At 40.3% G+C, this 17,286-nt stretch carries 23 protein-coding genes; 10 read left to right on the top strand and 13 right to left on the bottom strand.

What is annotated here, in order from left to right:
* Positions 1-110: 110 nt before the first annotated feature.
* Positions 111-934 (bottom strand): IS5 family transposase gene (locus FD724_RS35190; protein WP_179076305.1). Its coding sequence is split into 2 segments (ribosomal slippage): positions 111-535 and positions 535-934, totalling 825 coding nucleotides; the frame shifts between segments, so codons are not numbered across the junction.
* A 139-nt stretch (positions 935-1,073) separates the two neighbouring features.
* Between FD724_RS35190 and FD724_RS35185 the strand changes: the two genes are divergently transcribed.
* The 9 genes from FD724_RS35185 (at position 1,074) to FD724_RS35145 (ending at position 8,244) form a co-directional block, all read left to right on the top strand.
* Positions 1,074-1,643 carry a hypothetical protein gene (locus FD724_RS35185; protein ID WP_256874704.1) on the top strand — a complete coding sequence of 190 codons (570 nt, stop codon included), beginning with the start codon at positions 1,074-1,076 and terminating at the stop codon, positions 1,641-1,643.
* Positions 1,633-3,219, top strand: coding sequence for a TniQ family protein (locus FD724_RS35180; protein WP_179076304.1), 1,587 nt, complete (start codon positions 1,633-1,635; stop codon positions 3,217-3,219). Before FD724_RS35185 ends, FD724_RS35180 begins: the two co-directional genes overlap by 11 nt.
* A gap of 233 nt (positions 3,220-3,452) precedes the next feature.
* Positions 3,453-3,944, top strand: coding sequence for a TnsA endonuclease N-terminal domain-containing protein (locus FD724_RS35175; RefSeq protein WP_179076303.1), 492 nt, complete (start codon positions 3,453-3,455; stop codon positions 3,942-3,944).
* Positions 3,945-3,992: 48 nt separating this feature from the next.
* Entirely contained in the window at positions 3,993-4,913 is a 921-nt protein-coding gene (locus FD724_RS35170; RefSeq protein ID WP_179076302.1) for a hypothetical protein, read from the top strand.
* Positions 4,910-5,764 (top strand): DDE-type integrase/transposase/recombinase, encoded by an 855-nt coding sequence (locus FD724_RS35165; RefSeq protein ID WP_179076301.1) that lies wholly within the window; start codon positions 4,910-4,912, stop codon positions 5,762-5,764. The genes FD724_RS35170 and FD724_RS35165 overlap by 4 nt, the downstream gene beginning before the upstream one ends.
* A 20-nt stretch (positions 5,765-5,784) precedes the next feature.
* Positions 5,785-6,003 (top strand): hypothetical protein, encoded by a 219-nt coding sequence (locus tag FD724_RS35160; RefSeq protein ID WP_179076300.1) that lies wholly within the window; start codon positions 5,785-5,787, stop codon positions 6,001-6,003.
* Positions 6,004-6,006: 3 nt separating this feature from the next.
* Positions 6,007-6,432, top strand: coding sequence for an ATP-binding protein (locus tag FD724_RS35155; RefSeq protein ID WP_179076299.1), 426 nt, complete (start codon positions 6,007-6,009; stop codon positions 6,430-6,432).
* Positions 6,429-7,112, top strand: a complete 684-nt coding sequence (locus FD724_RS35150; RefSeq protein ID WP_179076298.1) for a hypothetical protein — start codon at positions 6,429-6,431, stop codon at positions 7,110-7,112. The genes FD724_RS35155 and FD724_RS35150 overlap by 4 nt, the downstream gene beginning before the upstream one ends.
* Before the next feature lie 487 nt (positions 7,113-7,599).
* A complete protein-coding gene (locus tag FD724_RS35145) occupies positions 7,600-8,244 on the top strand; it encodes a TniQ family protein (protein WP_179076297.1) in 645 nt (214 codons plus the stop codon).
* Between the two features lie 362 nt (positions 8,245-8,606).
* On the opposite strand, the gene FD724_RS41350 is transcribed toward FD724_RS35145, so the two are convergent.
* From FD724_RS41350 to FD724_RS35115, 7 genes are all read right to left on the bottom strand, one after another.
* A complete protein-coding gene (locus FD724_RS41350; RefSeq protein ID WP_256874703.1) occupies positions 8,607-9,038 on the bottom strand; it encodes a DNA cytosine methyltransferase in 432 nt (143 codons plus the stop codon).
* A gap of 2 nt (positions 9,039-9,040) precedes the next feature.
* A complete protein-coding gene (locus FD724_RS41345) occupies positions 9,041-9,349 on the bottom strand; it encodes a hypothetical protein (protein ID WP_256874702.1) in 309 nt (102 codons plus the stop codon).
* A complete protein-coding gene (locus FD724_RS35135; protein WP_179076296.1) occupies positions 9,346-9,738 on the bottom strand; it encodes an ASCH domain-containing protein in 393 nt (130 codons plus the stop codon). The genes FD724_RS41345 and FD724_RS35135 overlap by 4 nt, the downstream gene beginning before the upstream one ends.
* Before the next feature lie 5 nt (positions 9,739-9,743).
* Positions 9,744-10,361, bottom strand: coding sequence for a DnaB-like helicase C-terminal domain-containing protein (locus FD724_RS35130; protein ID WP_179076295.1), 618 nt, complete (start codon positions 10,359-10,361; stop codon positions 9,744-9,746).
* A 17-nt stretch (positions 10,362-10,378) separates the two neighbouring features.
* Entirely contained in the window at positions 10,379-11,134 is a 756-nt protein-coding gene (locus tag FD724_RS35125; protein WP_179076294.1) for a DnaB-like helicase N-terminal domain-containing protein, read from the bottom strand.
* A 13-nt stretch (positions 11,135-11,147) separates the two neighbouring features.
* Positions 11,148-12,383: a hypothetical protein gene (locus FD724_RS35120; protein ID WP_179076293.1), complete on the bottom strand. Its 1,236-nt coding sequence runs from the start codon at positions 12,381-12,383 to the stop codon at positions 11,148-11,150.
* Between the two features lie 109 nt (positions 12,384-12,492).
* Positions 12,493-13,299 (bottom strand): DUF5131 family protein, encoded by an 807-nt coding sequence (locus FD724_RS35115; protein WP_179076292.1) that lies wholly within the window; start codon positions 13,297-13,299, stop codon positions 12,493-12,495.
* 40 nt (positions 13,300-13,339) lie between these two features.
* Here FD724_RS35115 and FD724_RS35110 point away from each other — a divergent pair, with 40 nt between their 5' ends.
* On the top strand, positions 13,340-14,299 hold the full coding sequence (locus FD724_RS35110) for a cytosolic protein (RefSeq protein ID WP_179076291.1): 960 nt from the start codon (positions 13,340-13,342) through the stop codon (positions 14,297-14,299).
* 65 nt (positions 14,300-14,364) lie between these two features.
* Here the strand turns inward: FD724_RS35110 and FD724_RS35105 are convergent, their stop codons facing one another.
* The 5 genes from FD724_RS35105 to FD724_RS35085 form a co-directional block, all read right to left on the bottom strand.
* Positions 14,365-14,970 (bottom strand): MT-A70 family methyltransferase, encoded by a 606-nt coding sequence (locus tag FD724_RS35105; RefSeq protein WP_179076290.1) that lies wholly within the window; start codon positions 14,968-14,970, stop codon positions 14,365-14,367.
* Positions 14,971-14,988: 18 nt separating this feature from the next.
* Positions 14,989-15,444: a hypothetical protein gene (locus FD724_RS35100; protein ID WP_179076215.1), complete on the bottom strand. Its 456-nt coding sequence runs from the start codon at positions 15,442-15,444 to the stop codon at positions 14,989-14,991.
* A 32-nt stretch (positions 15,445-15,476) separates the two neighbouring features.
* On the bottom strand, positions 15,477-15,731 hold the full coding sequence (locus tag FD724_RS35095) for a hypothetical protein (RefSeq protein WP_179076289.1): 255 nt from the start codon (positions 15,729-15,731) through the stop codon (positions 15,477-15,479).
* A 130-nt stretch (positions 15,732-15,861) separates the two neighbouring features.
* Positions 15,862-16,791 carry a hypothetical protein gene (locus tag FD724_RS35090; RefSeq protein WP_179076288.1) on the bottom strand — a complete coding sequence of 310 codons (930 nt, stop codon included), beginning with the start codon at positions 16,789-16,791 and terminating at the stop codon, positions 15,862-15,864.
* Between the two features lie 31 nt (positions 16,792-16,822).
* On the bottom strand, positions 16,823-17,281 hold the full coding sequence (locus tag FD724_RS35085; protein WP_179076287.1) for a DUF1392 domain-containing protein: 459 nt from the start codon (positions 17,279-17,281) through the stop codon (positions 16,823-16,825).
* Between the last annotated feature and the right edge of the window lie 5 nt (positions 17,282-17,286).

The following is a 17,286-nucleotide window of genomic DNA, read 5'->3' as shown; positions in this document are numbered from 1 at the left end:
TGGCTTTGCTTACCGCTAGTCAAGAAGATGGCAGTAAACATCACTTCAGTTATTGATTAATACTGAAGTTATTGGATTAATTCGATTTTTTTATCCAATTTATATCCGATTTATATGGCTAATTCGTGATTATAAATTCCCGCAATTAAATTCGATCTTAACCCAAAACGTCGATGACGATTTCGATATCTATCAGACAAAATTTTAAATATCTTTAAACGACGATTTACGTGTTCAACAACAATTCTTAATCGATTGAGTTCCCGATTGTATTTTTTCTGTTCTTTCGTCAACTTTTTTCCTTTCGGTTTTTTAATTGGTGTTTCACTTAATTGATGAATTTTAGCAATTCCTTGATAGCCTTTATCCGCTATTACCTTAACTAATTCTCCAAATTTTATTCCACTATTTTTAAATAAGCGAAAATCATGGATTTTTCCCTTATCATGCCCCAAACAGATGATTTGGCTGCTTTTTTGGTAGATTACTACCTGCGTTTTTAAAGTATGTTCTCCCTGTTTTCCGCTAAAAATCCTTTTTGACCTTTCTGAGGTTTTTCAATTGGACTCTCGGTAACATCCATTACGACTAAACCTTCCTCAGATGATATTTTCCATAATTGTTTTTTCCCTGGTAGACTAAACTTTCTGGACTTAATTAAAATATTTTCGATTTTAAAAACTATTCGGCAAACCGCAGATTCTGAAAGCTCAAAATCTAATCCAATATGATAGTAAGTGCGGTACTCTCTCCAATATTGGATGACCATTAAAACTTGGTCTTCAATAATTAATTTAGGACGGCGACCAGGCTTCTTCTTCTTTTGAGCATCAGCTTTAACTACATCAACCATTAATTCAAAGGTTTTACGGCTCACTCCAGTCATTCGCTTAAATTTTTTTGCAGTAAGCTGCTTGGCTTTCTCTATTTTCACTGCTCCTCAAAGTCCTAATCACAAATTGCCAAACCCCTAATTATACCACAAAACACTTTTGCAAGAGTTCTAAGCTTTTACTGTAGACGAGGCACAGCATTTATTTATGATGGCAGGCGGACACCAGATGTTACAGCAAATGAACTGGATTAAGTCTATTGCTAATCTTACTGGTACAGTACATATTTTATTTGGAACTTATGAACTGCTTAACTGTCCTACCTTGAATGGGCAAATAGGGCGGCGTAGCGAAGATATTCACCTGTTACCTTACCAAGCTGATAACCCAGAAGATATTGCTGAATTTATCAGAGTAATTAGAACTTTTCAACGCCACATTCCGCTTGTACAAGAACCAAAATTAGAACAACACTATGAGTATCTTTTTTCTGGCTCAGTTGGTTGTGTGGGGCTATTGAAGAATTGGTTAACTCGTTCTTTGAGAGTTGCCTATTCTGAAGAAGCTCGGACTCTTAATAGCAAACATCTTAAATTAGGTGCTTTTTCTGCATCTCGTATCAACAAAATTAAGGAAGAAGCACAACAGGGATTTAAACGCTTTCAAGAAGAATCCAGTTTTTTTGAGCGGCAATATTCAACAGAACATGGAATAAAAATGCCAGCCAAAAATTCCCTACTCAAAAAAGGTCGTGTTGGACAAAGAAAACCTAAAAGAGATGATGTAGGGGTAAATTCAGATGATGACTAACATGGCGGTTAACGATGAATTGTGGCTCAAAGAACCAGAATTTACTCCCAGTCCTAGCCGTTTGTTTCATCTGGAACCGATTGGACTTGGTACTTGTTATGTTGAAAGTCTGACTAGCTATGTTGCTCGTCTAGCCGCAGCTCATAGCGTATTGCCTGGAACTTTATTGGCTAGAGAGATAAAACCAATAGTTGGGCATAACCATACTACTAATCCCTTGAATTCTAAAAGTATCGTAAGTTTGTATGGACAAGCTTCTGTAAAAGCTTTAAACGGAACACAAATTGGAGCTAAACAACTGGTTTTTGCTCTAGAAATATTGACAAAACGTACTGACTTACAGTTTTTGACAATGCTACCTTGGGCAAAAGTCTTCCCAGTTTTGGGATTGCTCAAGCATTCTCATGCTTGGTGTCCTTATTGCTATCAAGACTGGTTAAATAATCAACAAGTCATTTATTCACCTCTGCTGTGGGCTTTGAAACCAGCTAAAATTTGTCCCATCCATTATCGATTTTTAGAATCAAAATGTCCTCACTGTGACCTTGAATTTTTACACCTGTGGCATAACTCACGACCTGGATTTTGTCCCAAATGTGGTGGTTGGTTGGGGATGAACTATGAAGTATCTTTGCCAGATAAGAGATTGTTCGAGGAGATACCCAATTTACAGCCAGAGATTTGGATAGTTAAGACTTTAGGAGATTTAATTGCTCAAGCTCCTGAATTTCCTTGTCCACCTCCAAGAGAGACTATTAAAACAATCCTAGAAGCTTACGTCTATCAATATACTCAAGGTAATGTTTCCGCTTTTGGTCGTTGGCTTGGGTTATCGAGATATGAAATTCTACATTGGTATTCAGGTGTAGCCATCCCAAATTTAGATAAACTTTTGAAAATCTGCTACGCCTTATCAACTAATCTTGTCGATTTTCTTCAACTTAAAATACTACCTCTTACTCTTAACCAGCTAGTTTCTCTACCTGCTCCTAAACAGAAAAAATTATCATCACAGTCTGCTTTAGTTACTTCAAATAGTAGTCCTAAGTGCGAACGAGTTATTCAGGCGATGCAACTAGCTCAAGAAGAAGAACCACCTCCTTCTTTAACTCAATTAGCTGTTCGTTTAGGATTCAAAACTCCTAGTAGTTTAACTGCTTGCTCAAAATCTTTATCAGCATCTTTGGCTACTAGATATAGTGAATATCAACAGCAGCTAAGATTTTTGCACATCAGAAACATACTTGAATTAGCTTTGTTTAGCGACGAGTATCCACCACCTTCTCTAAGAAAAATAGCTAAGAGAACTGGTATTGGTTTGGCTACTTTCTACCACTATTGCCCTATTGTGTGCCATGCTATTTCTTTACGCTATAAAGATTACCGCAAATTCGTCCATAAACTAGCTATTGAGCAAGGCTGTCGAGAAGTGCGCCAACTCGCTCCAGTACTTCATGCACAAGGCATTACCCCTACTGCTAAAAATCTCAGAAAATTTATGCCTCATCCCTCTTCGCTGTGGCAGGCTGAGGTAATTGATGTTTTGAGGCAGATAAGACTGGATCTTTCACAGTAAATCTTATTTATTCTCCTTTCTCTAAGGTTTTACTACTGCGGCCACTTTATGCTTTAAAAACGGCCACATTATCCTTTAAGTGACAGGTTGCAGGCTGAAATACTTATAACTTCGTTAAGAGAAGAATAAAGCCATTGTCCATTTGGAAGAAGAAAATGGACATAATAACAAAAATAGAACAAGAAAGTGGACACAAATGCAATAAACTGAAAAGGAGAATTAAACTCCAATCAATGCTTACATTTGAAGAGTTTGAGCAATGGTGTAGTCAACTCAAACTGACTCAGAATACCCGTAGTCTTATAGCTCAGATTCGCTTATCTCCACCATCTCGGAGGGTACAAGGGAATTATGGCAATGTTTGTGGGAATTATTGCAGTCAAAAGATGGGTCATACCATTCAGTTTGAATCCCATCGGGGAGAACTAGCACATATTATTGACAAATTAGAGCATAACCGACAAGTTTTAGAATATTACGACCAACCGCCACCAATAGAATTAAATTACATTTCAAAAAGTAATCGCCAAGTTCGTACAAGCCATACTCCAGATTTTTTTGTAATCGAAGTCAACTGGGTAGGATGGGAAGAATTTAAACCAATTAGTGAATTAATCAAAAAGCACAACAACAACCAAACCGCTACGTCCAAAATGAAGCAGGAAATTGGCTTTGTCCACCTGGAGAAGAATATGCTCAAAAATACGGACTTAACTATCGGCTGAGGACAGATATCGAACAAAATGTAATTCGGGTTGAGAAATTATCAATGGTTGGAGCCATATTTTCAAGACGAAGAGTTAGAAAAAAATCAGAGTAATAATCAAAGAATAGTATCTATAGTCAAAGGGAATCCGGGAATAACTTATAGTGAATTGCTATTAGCCATAACTGGAATTAGCCCTGACAAAATCAATAGTTTAATTGCCCAAGAAAAGTTGTTTATCAATTTTAATACTGCCCCATTAGCCGAACCAGACCTTGTTCATATTTTCCCCACATTAGAACAAGCCGAATTTTATGAGAAAGAAGAATTATCAGGTCTAACGAAAGATACCTCAAGTCAGGGCAACAAAGAAGTTCAACAACTACTGCTCAAAGCACGTTCTGAAGATTTAGAAACCGCTAATGCTCGATATGAGGCCATAAAGCCATACTTAGAAGAAAATTCTCCACCTATTACCAAAGCCAGTCGCAGTATTCGTCGTTGGCGTCAACAATATCAGCAAGCACAAAAGCTATATGGAGAAAATCATGGTTATGTAGGCTTACTCCCTAAACATTTAGATAAAGGGCATCATCAAAAACTAGAACCAGCACTCTTAGATTTTATGGCAGAATTCATTAAAAAACATTACTTTACTGCCAAAAATAGACGAGTGAGTGGAGTTTATCGAGAATTTCAATTAGCCTGTAGTCAACAAGAACCTGTTTTTAAACCCCCCTCAGAAAAAACATTTCGTGAACAGATTAAAAGACAAAAAAATTACCAACTCACTCTAGCCCGCCAAGGCTCAAAAATAGCTAAACAAACTAAACCATTTCACTCAAACAGTGAAATACCCAAAGACGGAGAGTTACCCTGGGAAAATGCTCATATTGACCACACTTGCTTAGATATTAACCTAGTGAGTTCCTTAATTTCTCTAGCAACTTGCAATATTAGTAGTGCTATTGACAGCGAAAAAAAATGAGCTTAGGTCGCTGTTGGGCAACTTTTCTAGTAGATGGTTATAGTAAACGAATTTTAGCAGTGTATATTTCCTTTGAGCCACCTAGTTACCGTAGTTGTTTAATGGTAATTCGGATTTGTGTCAAAAGATTTAGCCGATTACCTCAAACCATAATTACCGATAATGGAAAAGAGTTCCATAGCGTTTATTTTAAACAACTGTTGGCTTATTACAAATGCAATCATAAATACCGCCCATCAGGAGAACCTCGTTATGGAAGCCCTGTGGAAAGAGTGTTTGGCACAACTAACACGTTATGGTTGCATGAATTACAAGGAAATACTCAAATTCTCAAAAACACCAGACAAATAACCAAGTCTGTTAACCCCATCCATCAAGCCGTCTGGACAATTGGTGAGCTTTATCAATCATTAGAAACATGGGCTTATTCGATTTATGATAACCGACTCAATTCAAGTTTGGGACTTTCCCCATTTCAAGCTTATGAAACTGGTATCCAATTAGGAGGTTCAAGAGAAAGTCGTCGTTTGGAATATGACCAAACCTTTTTAATTTTAACCTTACCTTCCCCCCATAGTGGCGATACCCGAATCGTACAGCCCGGAAGAGGAGTGAAGGTAAATCATATTTATTACTGGTGTCATGCTTTCCGTAATCCAGAGGTGGAGAAAACAGCAGTTTCGCTCAAAATTGACCCGTTCAATGTTAGTGTTGCCTATTGCTATGTTAAGGGGCTTTGGCATGAATGTACGTCGAATCATTATCCCTATCTCCAAGGACGCACGGAAAAAGAACTACAAGTTATTAGTACTGACTTACGCCAACGCAAAAACATAAAGGTCAGGCGATAGTTTTATCTAATACTGAATTGATGGAGCATTTACAAGGGGCTTATCAAGTCGAGGAAAAACTGCTTAAACAACGCTTACAAGCATTAGAAAATAAAACGGTACTTAATTTAATTGAAGGGAAAGAACTTTCTCCAAACAGTCCTCAATTGACTCACTTTGATGAAATAGAAAATAATTCATCAGTCTTGATAAATAACGCTAATAATGAAGAAACTCTTGAATCTTACGGAGAATTTTAACGGATGGAACAACAGCGATTACCTCAAGAATTATTAAAGGCTCCTATATCTGAAAGGGTGACATTTTTTGTGAATTATACAATGGCTCATCCTCATCTAATTCAGACTTTTAATCAGGTGATGCAATCAGTTTATCAAGCACCAGGGATTTCCTTAATTTTCGTAGTAGGAGCAACTGGAGTAGGGAAAACTACCCTACTGCGACGTTTAGAGCAAAAACTAACCGAGAAAGCCTTACCTGAATTAAAGCACAATCAGGGTAAAGTCCCTGTAATTGGTTTAGAAGCTAAAGCTCCAGAATTTAGTCAGTTTGATTGGAAAGATTTTTATATTCGTCTATTAAAAGTACTAAACGAACCTTTAATCGAAAAAAGATTAATTATGGGCAATCTTGCTCCTCGTGGCGGAGTGCAGTGGAATCGGCTTTGATTCATCGTTCTCCGGATGCTTTTTATATTGATGAAGCACATCATCTTGCTATGTTACCTAGTGGTCGGAAATTAAAAGATCAACCCGAAACTCTCAAATCTCTAGCCAATCTAACTCAAGTGAAAATTATTCCCACTGGAACTTATGACTTATTACCTTTAATTGATTTAGGAGATCAGTTATGCCGACGTAGTAAAACCATTCATTTTCAACGGTATCATGCTGATAATTCGCAAGAAGCTAAAGCTTTTAAAAGTGTGGTGCAAACTTTTAGTCAATATCTTCCTTTACCTCAACAGCCAGATTTATTATCTAATTGGGAATTTCTTTATGAGAGGAGTTTAGGTTGTGTAGGTATTCTTAAAGATTGGCTTTGTGTAACACTTAATGATGTTTTAGAGAGTGATGGAAACGCTCAGACTATTACTTTATCTGACTTGCAACGTCATGCTTTAGAGGTACGTCAATGTTTGGTAATGCTGAAATCTATTACTATAGGTGAACAACAACTACAAGAGTCATCAGAGGATTTACTCAAACTACAAAAAGACTTGAAATTAATTCCCTCATCTCATGGTACTGCTCAGGAGAAACACAATCAAAGCAAGAAAGAGAAAAAAACTACTCATTCGCCGATTGCACAAACTTCTCCTCGCCGTTATCAGGGCAAACGCATCTAAAGTATAAGAATCCTTTAATAGCAAGGGTTTTGGCGTTTTTTAATTTAGCCTATTTTTTCATCAAGATCCTTGCCCAGCAAGGGTTTCAGAAATCCCGTGCGTTCGCCCTGTCGCCGTTATCCCTTAAAAAAGCAGGAATCAGAAAAGGAGGATAAAGAAACAGATTTTTTTCATTCCTTTTGATTTAGGAAATTTTACAATTCAAAACCTACCTAAAATCAGTCATCTTTATCCTCTACAACCAATAGGTTTAGGAACTCCTAATACTGAGAGTTTAAGTAGCTATTTACAAAGATTAGCACAACAGCATTGCCTTCGCTCTTGGCAACTTTATACTTATGAACTTGTTCCTTTGATTCAACATCAGGAATATTTATTGCATAAAGATACTAAAAAACTTCTCTTAAACAGATATTTTTAACTAACAAAAAAAACTGCATCTAATTTATCAGTTATAAATGGACTTCAATCTATTACTCCAGTCATTGTGACAGCTATAGAGCAATTAACATCACGTCAAGATTTATATTCTTTAACTTTAATGAGTTGGCTGAAAGTTTTTGATTCAGCAGAGTTGCTTTTGAAACCTTCTTGTGCTTGGTGTCCTTATTGTTATCAAGCCTGGCGAGAGCAAGGGCAAGTTATTTATATTCCTTTGCTCTGGTTAATTGAATATGTTAAATTCTGCCCTCAACATCAGATTTCTCTAGAGAATACCTGTCCTTCTTGCAATCAAAAAATGCTAAATTTTTGTCAACCAGGTTATTGTTCTCATTGTGGAGAATGGTTAGGTCAAACAAAGTATCCCTTGAAGTTGACTACTTATTTTCGCTCGATGGGATGTTTGTCAACCTATCAACGTAACATCTCTTACTTACAAGAGTTAATTGCGATTACACCTTATTTGTCAAAACAACCTCAGATTAAAGATGTCTATTCGTACCTTCATGAACGTTGCGTGCATCTTGATGAACAAGGGTTAAAAGACCTCTCTTTTTCATTCTGGATGAGTTCCCACTTAATCGCTAAACCTCAAAGCTCTGACACTGCTTATAAACCACGTATTTCTTTGCATTTTCTTTCTGAAGTTTTTCGTTGTTTTAATATAACTCCTCGTCAACTTTTCCTTTAATTCTCCCGGTTCGCCCATTTTAAATTGAGTTAGAAAAAAGCTGGACGATTTAATGGGGGTTATAGCCCATAATACAAATGTACTCTCCTCCCGACTTTGCGCGTAGTTTACCGCCGTAGGCATCGCATAAAAATAGAGTTTTTAGAGCAGGGTGGTAGTTCAAGGTAAATTTATAGTAATGGCTAAAACCATTACTACACCTAGATTTTCTGGTTTTCGGCAATTTCTCGAACTCCAAAAAAAATGAGCGAACCGGGAGTTAATTTTTCTAGATGTTATCTTTTTCATGTTTTTGGAAGGTAAAGTTGGACATCTAGTTTTGGAAGGTAAAGTTGGACAACCTGTCCAAAATCTTCTTCAAGTCACATGTGAGCTTGGCTGAAGTTGGCGCACACCGGGGAGGCGTGGAGGTAATCGGGGCGGCGGGGAAAACCAATAAATCCTGACTGTACTACTTCTTGAACTGTTAGTTGGATTATTCTACAGCCATACTCGCTAAAGTTGTAGTGATGGCTTTTGGCGATCGCCCTGCTCAAGTCTGGTTTATTTGGGTCATGTTCCACTGCAATGACTGGGCGAATACCAGCCTGTAACATCCCCGCTTCAATCCCACCGCCACCAGCGAATAGTACTACGGCGATCGGTGCATCATCTGGGAGTACTGGTTTTAATTTTGTGTTCTCAAAATTTTTGCAGACATCTAATTTTGGTGATAGGTTTTTGGTTTTCGCTTTTTTGATGAAGGCGATGATGTCTTCTCTTGTTGCCCCCTGTTGTTGCATTAGACGGATCATTGTCACAGCGCCAGGGGAATTGAACCTATACTTCGCCCTTTCCATATTCCATCAACTCGTTCTTCCCAGTTGTATCCCCATCGCCACTGAATCGGGTTGTTTAGGTCACGCTCACCTATAACTCGTGGGTAAAAAACTATTGAACCATCAAGTAGCTTTTTCTTTTCGAGATACGGATAGAGGCATCCTTGACCATGAATTTGTGAGCTTTTAAGGTCGTCCTCTAAGAATTTTTCGGGTGTTGCAGATAACTCAGCTATTACTGATTTTGCTTTCGGAGGTAGGGTATTGCTTGGGGCTGTTTTAATCATGCAGCCACCTCCATCACCAAATCATCTGGCACTTCAAAAATTCCTAACCGCCCAATGTAGGGAATTGGTGTAATCTCTCGCGGATTCTCCAGCTTCCAGTGGTATTGCCCAGCCATTCCCCAGCCAGATGCAACTTGTGAAAACTTGCAATCAACTATTGTGACAATGCCAATAACTTGGCCGCGACGTAGAGAGATTAACTCTGGGATTACTACCCCCATCCCTTGGCAAAATTCTCTCGCTAGCTGGTACTCTTTCTTGGTACAGGTTTTGGCGGCGTGGATCAGAATGTCGCCGCGATAATGAATGGGCCAGCCTCGGTTTTCAATATTTTTAAGAGCATAAATAATTGCCCATGCCCAAGGCTGACGAACAGATAGCGCTTTCATGAGTTTTAATAGTTGGATTTAGCTAAGTTTTTAAACTGTCCAAATCTTTCGTCAAACAAGAGATTAACAGTCGTCTCACTACTAAACCGACTTTTCAAAACTGAAACTTCAAAAATGCCTTTTTGGGTGGTCTGTTTATCGTAGTAATCTTCTCGATACAAACCCAACATCACAGCAGCTTCTTGTTCAAATCCTCCAGATTCTCGAAAATCAGCTTTGGTTGGACGCTTTTCGGAACGGGAATCAACTTCTCTTTTTAACTGCGCTAAACCCAAGACCGCGCAATTGAATTGTTTAGCGATCGCCCTGAGTTGTTTCAAGATGGAGTCGATTTCTTGTACACGATTTTCCCCACGTTCACGGCGCATTGGTTCAATCAACTGCACATAGTCCACAATCACCAAACTGACTGAACCGCAACGAGCTTGTATATCTTGCAAATCACCTTTGATTTGTGATGTGGTGATTACAGGGTTGTCATTCAACCAAAATGGTAGTGCCATCGCATCAGCACAAGCTTGAGCCAAAGGATTCCAGTGAGATTCCCGGAGTGCATTGCGTTTAAAAAGCAGATCAGCAGGAACATGGGGCGCTGCCAACCTTGCGAGAGTCTTTTTGACCATTTGTGAGGCAGACATCTCTAAAGCGAAATAAGCGGTGTTAACCCACTAGCAGCAGCCCGAATACCAATATCTAATGCCCAGGTGGACTTGCCGATGCCGCCGCGACCTCCAACAACGGTCAAAGAACCGAAGGGCATCCCGCCAATTACCGAATCCAAATCATAGAATCCGGTGGGGACATTCACCTCAATTGCATCTTCACCGTTATTGGCCAATTCAATCTCGGCATAAACGTCAGGGATGATGTCAGCCATTAGCTTCATCTGACAAGGCATAGTTAATTGGCGCAACTCTAAAAGCTTTTGTTGTCCCATTTCGATGACTGAAGTGGCAGTAGTTTCAGTCAAAGGAGCATCCATCGCGTAGCGTGCCATTTGTAAAGCCGTTTGGATTACCGCTCTCAATTGTGCTTTTTCTCGAATTAATTCTGCTAAGGCATCGATGTTAACTGCTGACACGCAAGAGTTGAGCAAGGACGCAAGTTTATTTCTCCCGCCAACATTATGCAACAGTCCATGAGATTCCAGCCAACTGGTGACAAACAATAAATCCGTTGGTTGCTGAGACTGGTGCAATCGCACTGCGGCTCGGTAGATGTCCTTATGCGAACCAACGTAAAAATCCTCTGGTTGCAAAATCTTAATTACACGAGCGATCGCTTCGGGGTCAAACAAAATGCCACCGAGTACTACTTCTTCAGCTTCAATCGCCTGGGGTGGTAAGTGGTTAGGCATTGAAACTACGTTATCTGGGGCAAAATCTGGTGAAAACATTTTTGTTCTCCTGCTATGCTACTTTTGTAAATCTCCGCGCCTGTCTGATTTCGGGTAGTACTGCCCTCAACTCATTAGGGGCAGCATGAGCCGTTTGTATGGCTTTTTGTTGGGCAAGACGTTGAGTTTCGGCACTATAGGCTTGGCTTAAACGCTGATTCAAATTCGTCCATCCCCCTTTGGTTTTCTCCCAGGTGTTCATGACTGCAACAGCATGAGTAATTTCCTGTTGTGCCGAGAGTTTGGACTTAGTGGCTAATTCTTTTGCCAGGAAATCCACGACTATGGGGTTGAAGTTCTGGTACAAGTTATTTAGCTTTCGCTCTCCACTGCGCCAAGGTAAAACCCAGCGATTCCACTTGATTGAGTCTCTGACAAGCAGGGGCACACAATCATCGCTCATAGCAGTCGGGTCTGTTAGCCACGCATCAATCAGTTCTTTCACATTCTTCGCTGTCTTGTAGGGACAGGTTAGTTGCGGCTTATTCGATTGTTCGGATTTCTCGAACGACCCCCCCGCAATAGTTGATCCTCTTGAGGGGTTATCGGTTTGTTGCGAAGACTCGGAATTTTTTGACAACGAAGTGGGTAATTCTGGGGTTGGTTCTTCGAGTTCAATTTCTTTCGTTGTTAAATCAAGTTCTTCTTTTTCACACACACATTCTTGGGTGGGGGGCGCGGGGGGCGTTGCCAGGGGCGCGTCCTTGAGTGGATAGACTTCAATTGGATAATCTTTAATTGGATAATCTTTGGGTGTCCCCCCAACACTACCGGGGTGTTCCCCCAACACTACCGGGGGTGTTCCCCCAGCACTACCGGGGTGTCCCCCCAGCACTCCCCCTAGTGTCCCCCCAACACCACCTAAATCTTTCTTTCCTCTAATTAAGGAAGACGGTTTTAATGGATTAAGGAACCAGTCTTCCATGTCCGTAAGACTGTAATGATTTGATGTTTGTAGCCCGTTATTCTCTCTGCTGGTTTTTGTGATCAAATTCCAACAGATAAGTTCATTTACTGCTGCGATCGCTTTTCGCCGTAAAGTGTCAGTTGGTGAATTTGGAAAAGACCCCCGAAAGCAGAACTCACCAATGGATTTGTAGGAAGGGAAAGCATTGTTATCACAACCGGCTCGACGGCACAAGTGACAGTAAACACGATATGCCTCCATTGTTAATGGCAAATCGTCAAGCTTACTATCCATATAAATATGGCGTTTTCTTCTGTTATCGCTAAAGCTGTCGGTAGTCATCTTTTAAACCCTCCAGCAATGTTTATTTTTTTTGTTAAACTCATCGTTAGAACCCTACAAAAAATTTTTTCTTCCCCCGCCTGTGAAAAACAGTGTGGGGGATTTGCTTTTACTCTCGTACCAGAACAGGAAATTCTCTAACTTGGAGATGAAGGGGAAACTCAACAATTTCTCCCCCTTTTTTGTCACGGGTTTTGAATGGCTGTCCCCCAAATATTGCATTCGCCCCCAACTGCTTCACAAACACAGGCGTTTTAGCTGCGTGACACTGTTGGACAATTGATTCGAGCCATTCGACGTGGCATGGTCTGGAATTGGGGCCAGACTCACCACCAATAATGACTAACTGAACATCATTCAAATAGTGAGTGATATCGCCCAAATCTTCTAGTAATGGTTCAACTGACCAAAACCGAATTAAAGCCGGAATCTGAACAAGGAATTGACTACGTTCTTCAAGAGTGCGACGGTTTTCTATAGAAGTTCCAACCCAAATATTAGAAGGTAATTCCTCTAGCCCATGACAAGAAAGCCATTCATCCATAGATGACAGCATAATTTCTGGGCGTTTGGTGAGAATCTGAAATATTTGATTGGGAGCAACGAACATTCCGTCCAGCATTTTATGTTGCCAAAAGCGCGGAACCCATTCACCAAAAACATCAGTCATTGAAGAAACGAAATGCTTCTTAGATTTCCTTTGGAATCCCCATTTCCGAATAGTTTCTGTATCTAACACTAGCTCTGGTGGTTGCCCAGAGTAGGGTTGTTTATTCCCACCAAAGAAAGAATTTTGATTCAGCTTTTCGCTATAGCAATTTTTACACCCCTCTGAGATTTTTTGACACCACCAACCGCCTTCTTTGGCACGGATGATATTATCTGTTAAGTCTGTCCATTCTATGTTTGTTGGCATAAATACCTCTGAAATTTGAAATTAGACAATACATTTGAAAATGGCTAAGAAAACACCTCTTACTGAATACGATTCTCCTTGGAAGCAGATACTACAGTTGTATTTCCAAGATTTCATGTTGTTCTTTTTTCCCCAAGCGCATAGTGAAATTGATTGGAGTAGAGGTTTTGAGTTTCTTGATCAGGAGCTACAGCAAGTAGTCCGTGATGCGGAATTAGGAAAGCGACTGATTGATAAATTGGTGAAAATTTACCGCATTGGGGGTGAAGAATCTTGGCTATTGATTCATGTCGAAGTCCAAAGCCAAGAAGACAGCGATTTCCCGAAACGTATGTTTGTTTATAACTATCGAATTTTTGACCGTTACAATCGCTCTGTTGCATCATGCGCGGTACTGGGAGATGAAAACTTCAATTGGCGACCAAATCAATTTGGTTATGAATTGTTTGGCTGTACGGTTGATTTTCAGTTTCCTGTGATCAAGCTGCTAGACTATCAACAAAGGTTGCCGGAGCTTGAAGAGAGCCATAATCCGTTTGCTACAGTGGTAATGGCTCACTTGGCGGCAATGCAAACCCGCAGTAATAGGTCGCAAAGGAAACAATCAAAACTGAATTTAGTGCGTCGGTTGTATGAGCAAGGGTTTGAACGCGAGGCTGTTGTTAACCTTTTGGCTTTTATTGACTGGATGTTGACGCTACCATTAGATTTAGAGCGAGAATTTCAACGGGAAGTAGAACAATTAGAGGCAGAACAACGTATGCAGTACGTGACATCATTTGAGCGAATTGCCCGAATGGAAGAATTGGTAGAAGCAATAAAATTAGGCTTGGAACTCAAGTTTGGCCCTGAAGCATTAAACCTAGTGCCAGAAATTTCATCGTTGGAAGACGTTGAACTATTAAGAGCAGTGAGAAATGGGATAAAAACAGCAACTACAGTCGATGAATTGCGTCAAATATACCAGTCCTCTACAACTGACAATCTGCCAGAAAATTAGCATTGAAGAATTTAATATTTAGTTTTCTAGGTTCAGTACACTTTAAGTGCTTAAATTAGCTCTAATTAAGCACTTAACGAAGTATCTCCATCACGTTCCTCAACAGGCTGATCAAACTTCAGAGCCTCATCACCCCAACAATCCCAGCCAACTCTAGACGAACGTGCGAACATCTCCAGCTTGGTCATATCAGGACACAGCTTTTCTACAAGTTCAAAAAACTGTTCGGGCTTACGTGAATGCTCACGACGGGGTGAGTGTAAAATGCTTGACTGGTTTGTGAGTGTCCGTCCAGCAAAAGCTTTCACATTCCCACGAACACCCAAAGCGCAATGTTCAGTCGAATTCCGCAACCAATGACCGACACCTAGATGTGTTTTAGTGTTATCCTTGGTAACTTTTTCCCAAGTCAAAATAGTCTTGAGTTCAAATCCCCATGTTTGCAAGCATTGAGCCGCTTCGACCATGTGATTATTTGTGTACCAAAGCCAAAGAACTGACCCCGTGCAATCGCTTAAGTCTGGAACAGGCAATGACAGTATTTCTTCTATGTGCATTGGCTTGTAGTTAATGCGGTTTCGGTGAGTTTTATCCTGATTTCTCAGCCGATAGAACCAGGGAGGGTCAATCACGATGCACTGGTATTGACCTTCTAATGTTGTTAGTCTCATGTTTAACTCCTGTTATTTTCAAACTTGTTCTGGAAATTCAATGTGGCTTAAAGTCTGAAGTTCAACAGCTAATCCGCTTAAGAAATTTTGGAGTTCGACTGTTGCCAATTCTTTGGATATCTCTTTTTCTGATGTGTAAATAAGTTGTTTGTGATGCCCAAAGTAAACTTCGGTACGAGTTAAGTTTTGCTCTGTATCAGTTAACAGAGCCAAAGCAAACCTTCCAAGTTTGCAAAAGTAATACTGACGGTTTGCACAAGTATCTCCTTGATGCCAAGTAATATTGATTTTTGAACCAATGTGAGCGCTAATAGATTCAAAATCTACTTGGTAAATATTCAAATATGCTTGCATTTCTCCACTGTTGTAGTAGCCAACAATGTGTTGCCTGATCCCATCAACTGATAGGCTATCAGGGATATTAATATGGGCAACAGATGCAACTTTTTCAACTACTGTGACTACGACTTCCATATCTCCTGCTTCAAACCCCAAATTCAAAAACTTTAAAACCAAGTAATTACTTTTTTTGTGCTGTCTGTTTCTGAAGAGTCTTCCTCCACCTCCTCATCTGAACATTCATCTTCGATGGATTCAAATTCTTGAATAGCAAACAAAGCCATAGCCACACACGCTCTTTCTGCTGGATGTGTAGCTGATTGCATTCGATATGATTCGGGAACTACATAGCCTTGAATTGCGTAGAACTTCTTAGCTAATTTTTCAATCAGTACATCTTTTTGAAAGTATCCAAGTTCCATATCCTTTCCCCTCAAGATAGAATTTGCCTTTGTTGTAAAAGTCTTGATTTTTGATGATTCGGCGATCGCTGTGCTTGACCGATGACCAATGACCAATGACCAATGACCGATGACCGATGACCGATGACCATCAAGCAGTAACTACAGCTTTCTTTGAGAAAGCACCTGCTTGCCTTAGCGCTGCACCAGGACTGGGATGAGCGAAAAATTCTTCTACAGCTTTGGTTAAGCCTGCCGCAACAGCCGGCTCGTGACAAGCGTAGACATAGATGGGCTGCTGCACACCGTTAACCAGCCGTGTCTCTTGGCGATCGCCTAACTGTGGGTAAAACGTGCGAACCCATGTACCCAAGTGTCCGCGATAGTGAGCGCCGCTCAGGGGGACTTTCTTGCCAAGTTCGCTCTCTGCAAAATTTACAACCCCAAGCCAGCGTTCTTCTGGAGGGGTTAACAATTTTCTGTTGTGTTCTGCCAGAAGATTCCCGGCATAGTCTTTAAATTGCTGTTCCATGTATGGGTTGAGTTTGCCACCTGTGAGTTCGGCTAAAGTTCTCATCGCCTCGACCAAAGTTTGTAAGCGCTGCTCAACCGGTGGGAGAGCAGGAACAGGTACAGGAGTTTGAGGAGTGATGCTGGGAACTGCTGCAACCAAGTCTAAAATCATGGTTCTAACTTGCGCTGCTACTTGAGATTGCTGCAAGATCATTGCGATCCTTAATGCACCCAAAGCCGAAAAAACTCTAATTTGGGAAGTTCTAGATGGTAGACAGAGTGTCTGTCGAGCATCACGTAAGTCAATGCCTGTAAGGGTTTTAGTTTCTTGGGTTTGGAATTCAGATTGATTTACTCTTGTTAGCTCTTTGACTGCGGACTCTGTAACTGAAAAATATTCCGCTATTTGTGCAGTAGTTGCCCAGCCGCTACCGTTCCATACAGCGAACACTATTGCCTTTGCTTTGCTGAGAACTTCTTGGGCACGAGAATCATCTAGGTTAGAAAGTGCAGAAGTTCTCAATGATGGAGACTCGACTAAAACATTTTGATTTAAAGGTAAACTCATGTTGCTTGACTCCTAAGTAAGTTTCAAAACTTTAGAGATTCACGCGCATCAAACTTTTTTCACCAACTAATGAGAAACGATTCGATATAGTCGGTGTCTTAATTAAAGTTGGCGACATTAATTCAACAAGGTAAAACCAAGAATTATTCACCAGCCCAATCCCCAAAATCAGCCGTTGTTTTGTTCCCTTATCGTGAGAACAGAGCATCACTCTTTCGCCCAAAACGAAAGCAGGTTTTTGCACAGTGATGACTTCTAATTCTCCAGTACCGATGATTTCGTTTTGTGTGGCGTGGAGTATTTCATTACGGCAATCAATTGAATAAATCCAACACTCATGCTTCCATTGCATACCGCAACAGTAGCCAAATGTTCTTGTGGTTCTTAGGTAAACTCTCTCCAGTAAATTCACCTCAACGGGTGGAATTGTTCCACGCCAAGGTGGGGAAAGATACCAACTTGTTTTGAGTGCATTAATATGGTCAATCATGCTTT

Source organism: Nostoc sp. C057 (assembly GCF_013393925.1).
GTDB classification, from domain to species: Bacteria; Cyanobacteriota; Cyanobacteriia; order Cyanobacteriales; family Nostocaceae; genus Nostoc; species Nostoc muscorum_A.
The sequence above is the reverse complement of the archived record's forward strand: the minus strand, read 5'-3'. Positions and strand labels throughout refer to the sequence as shown.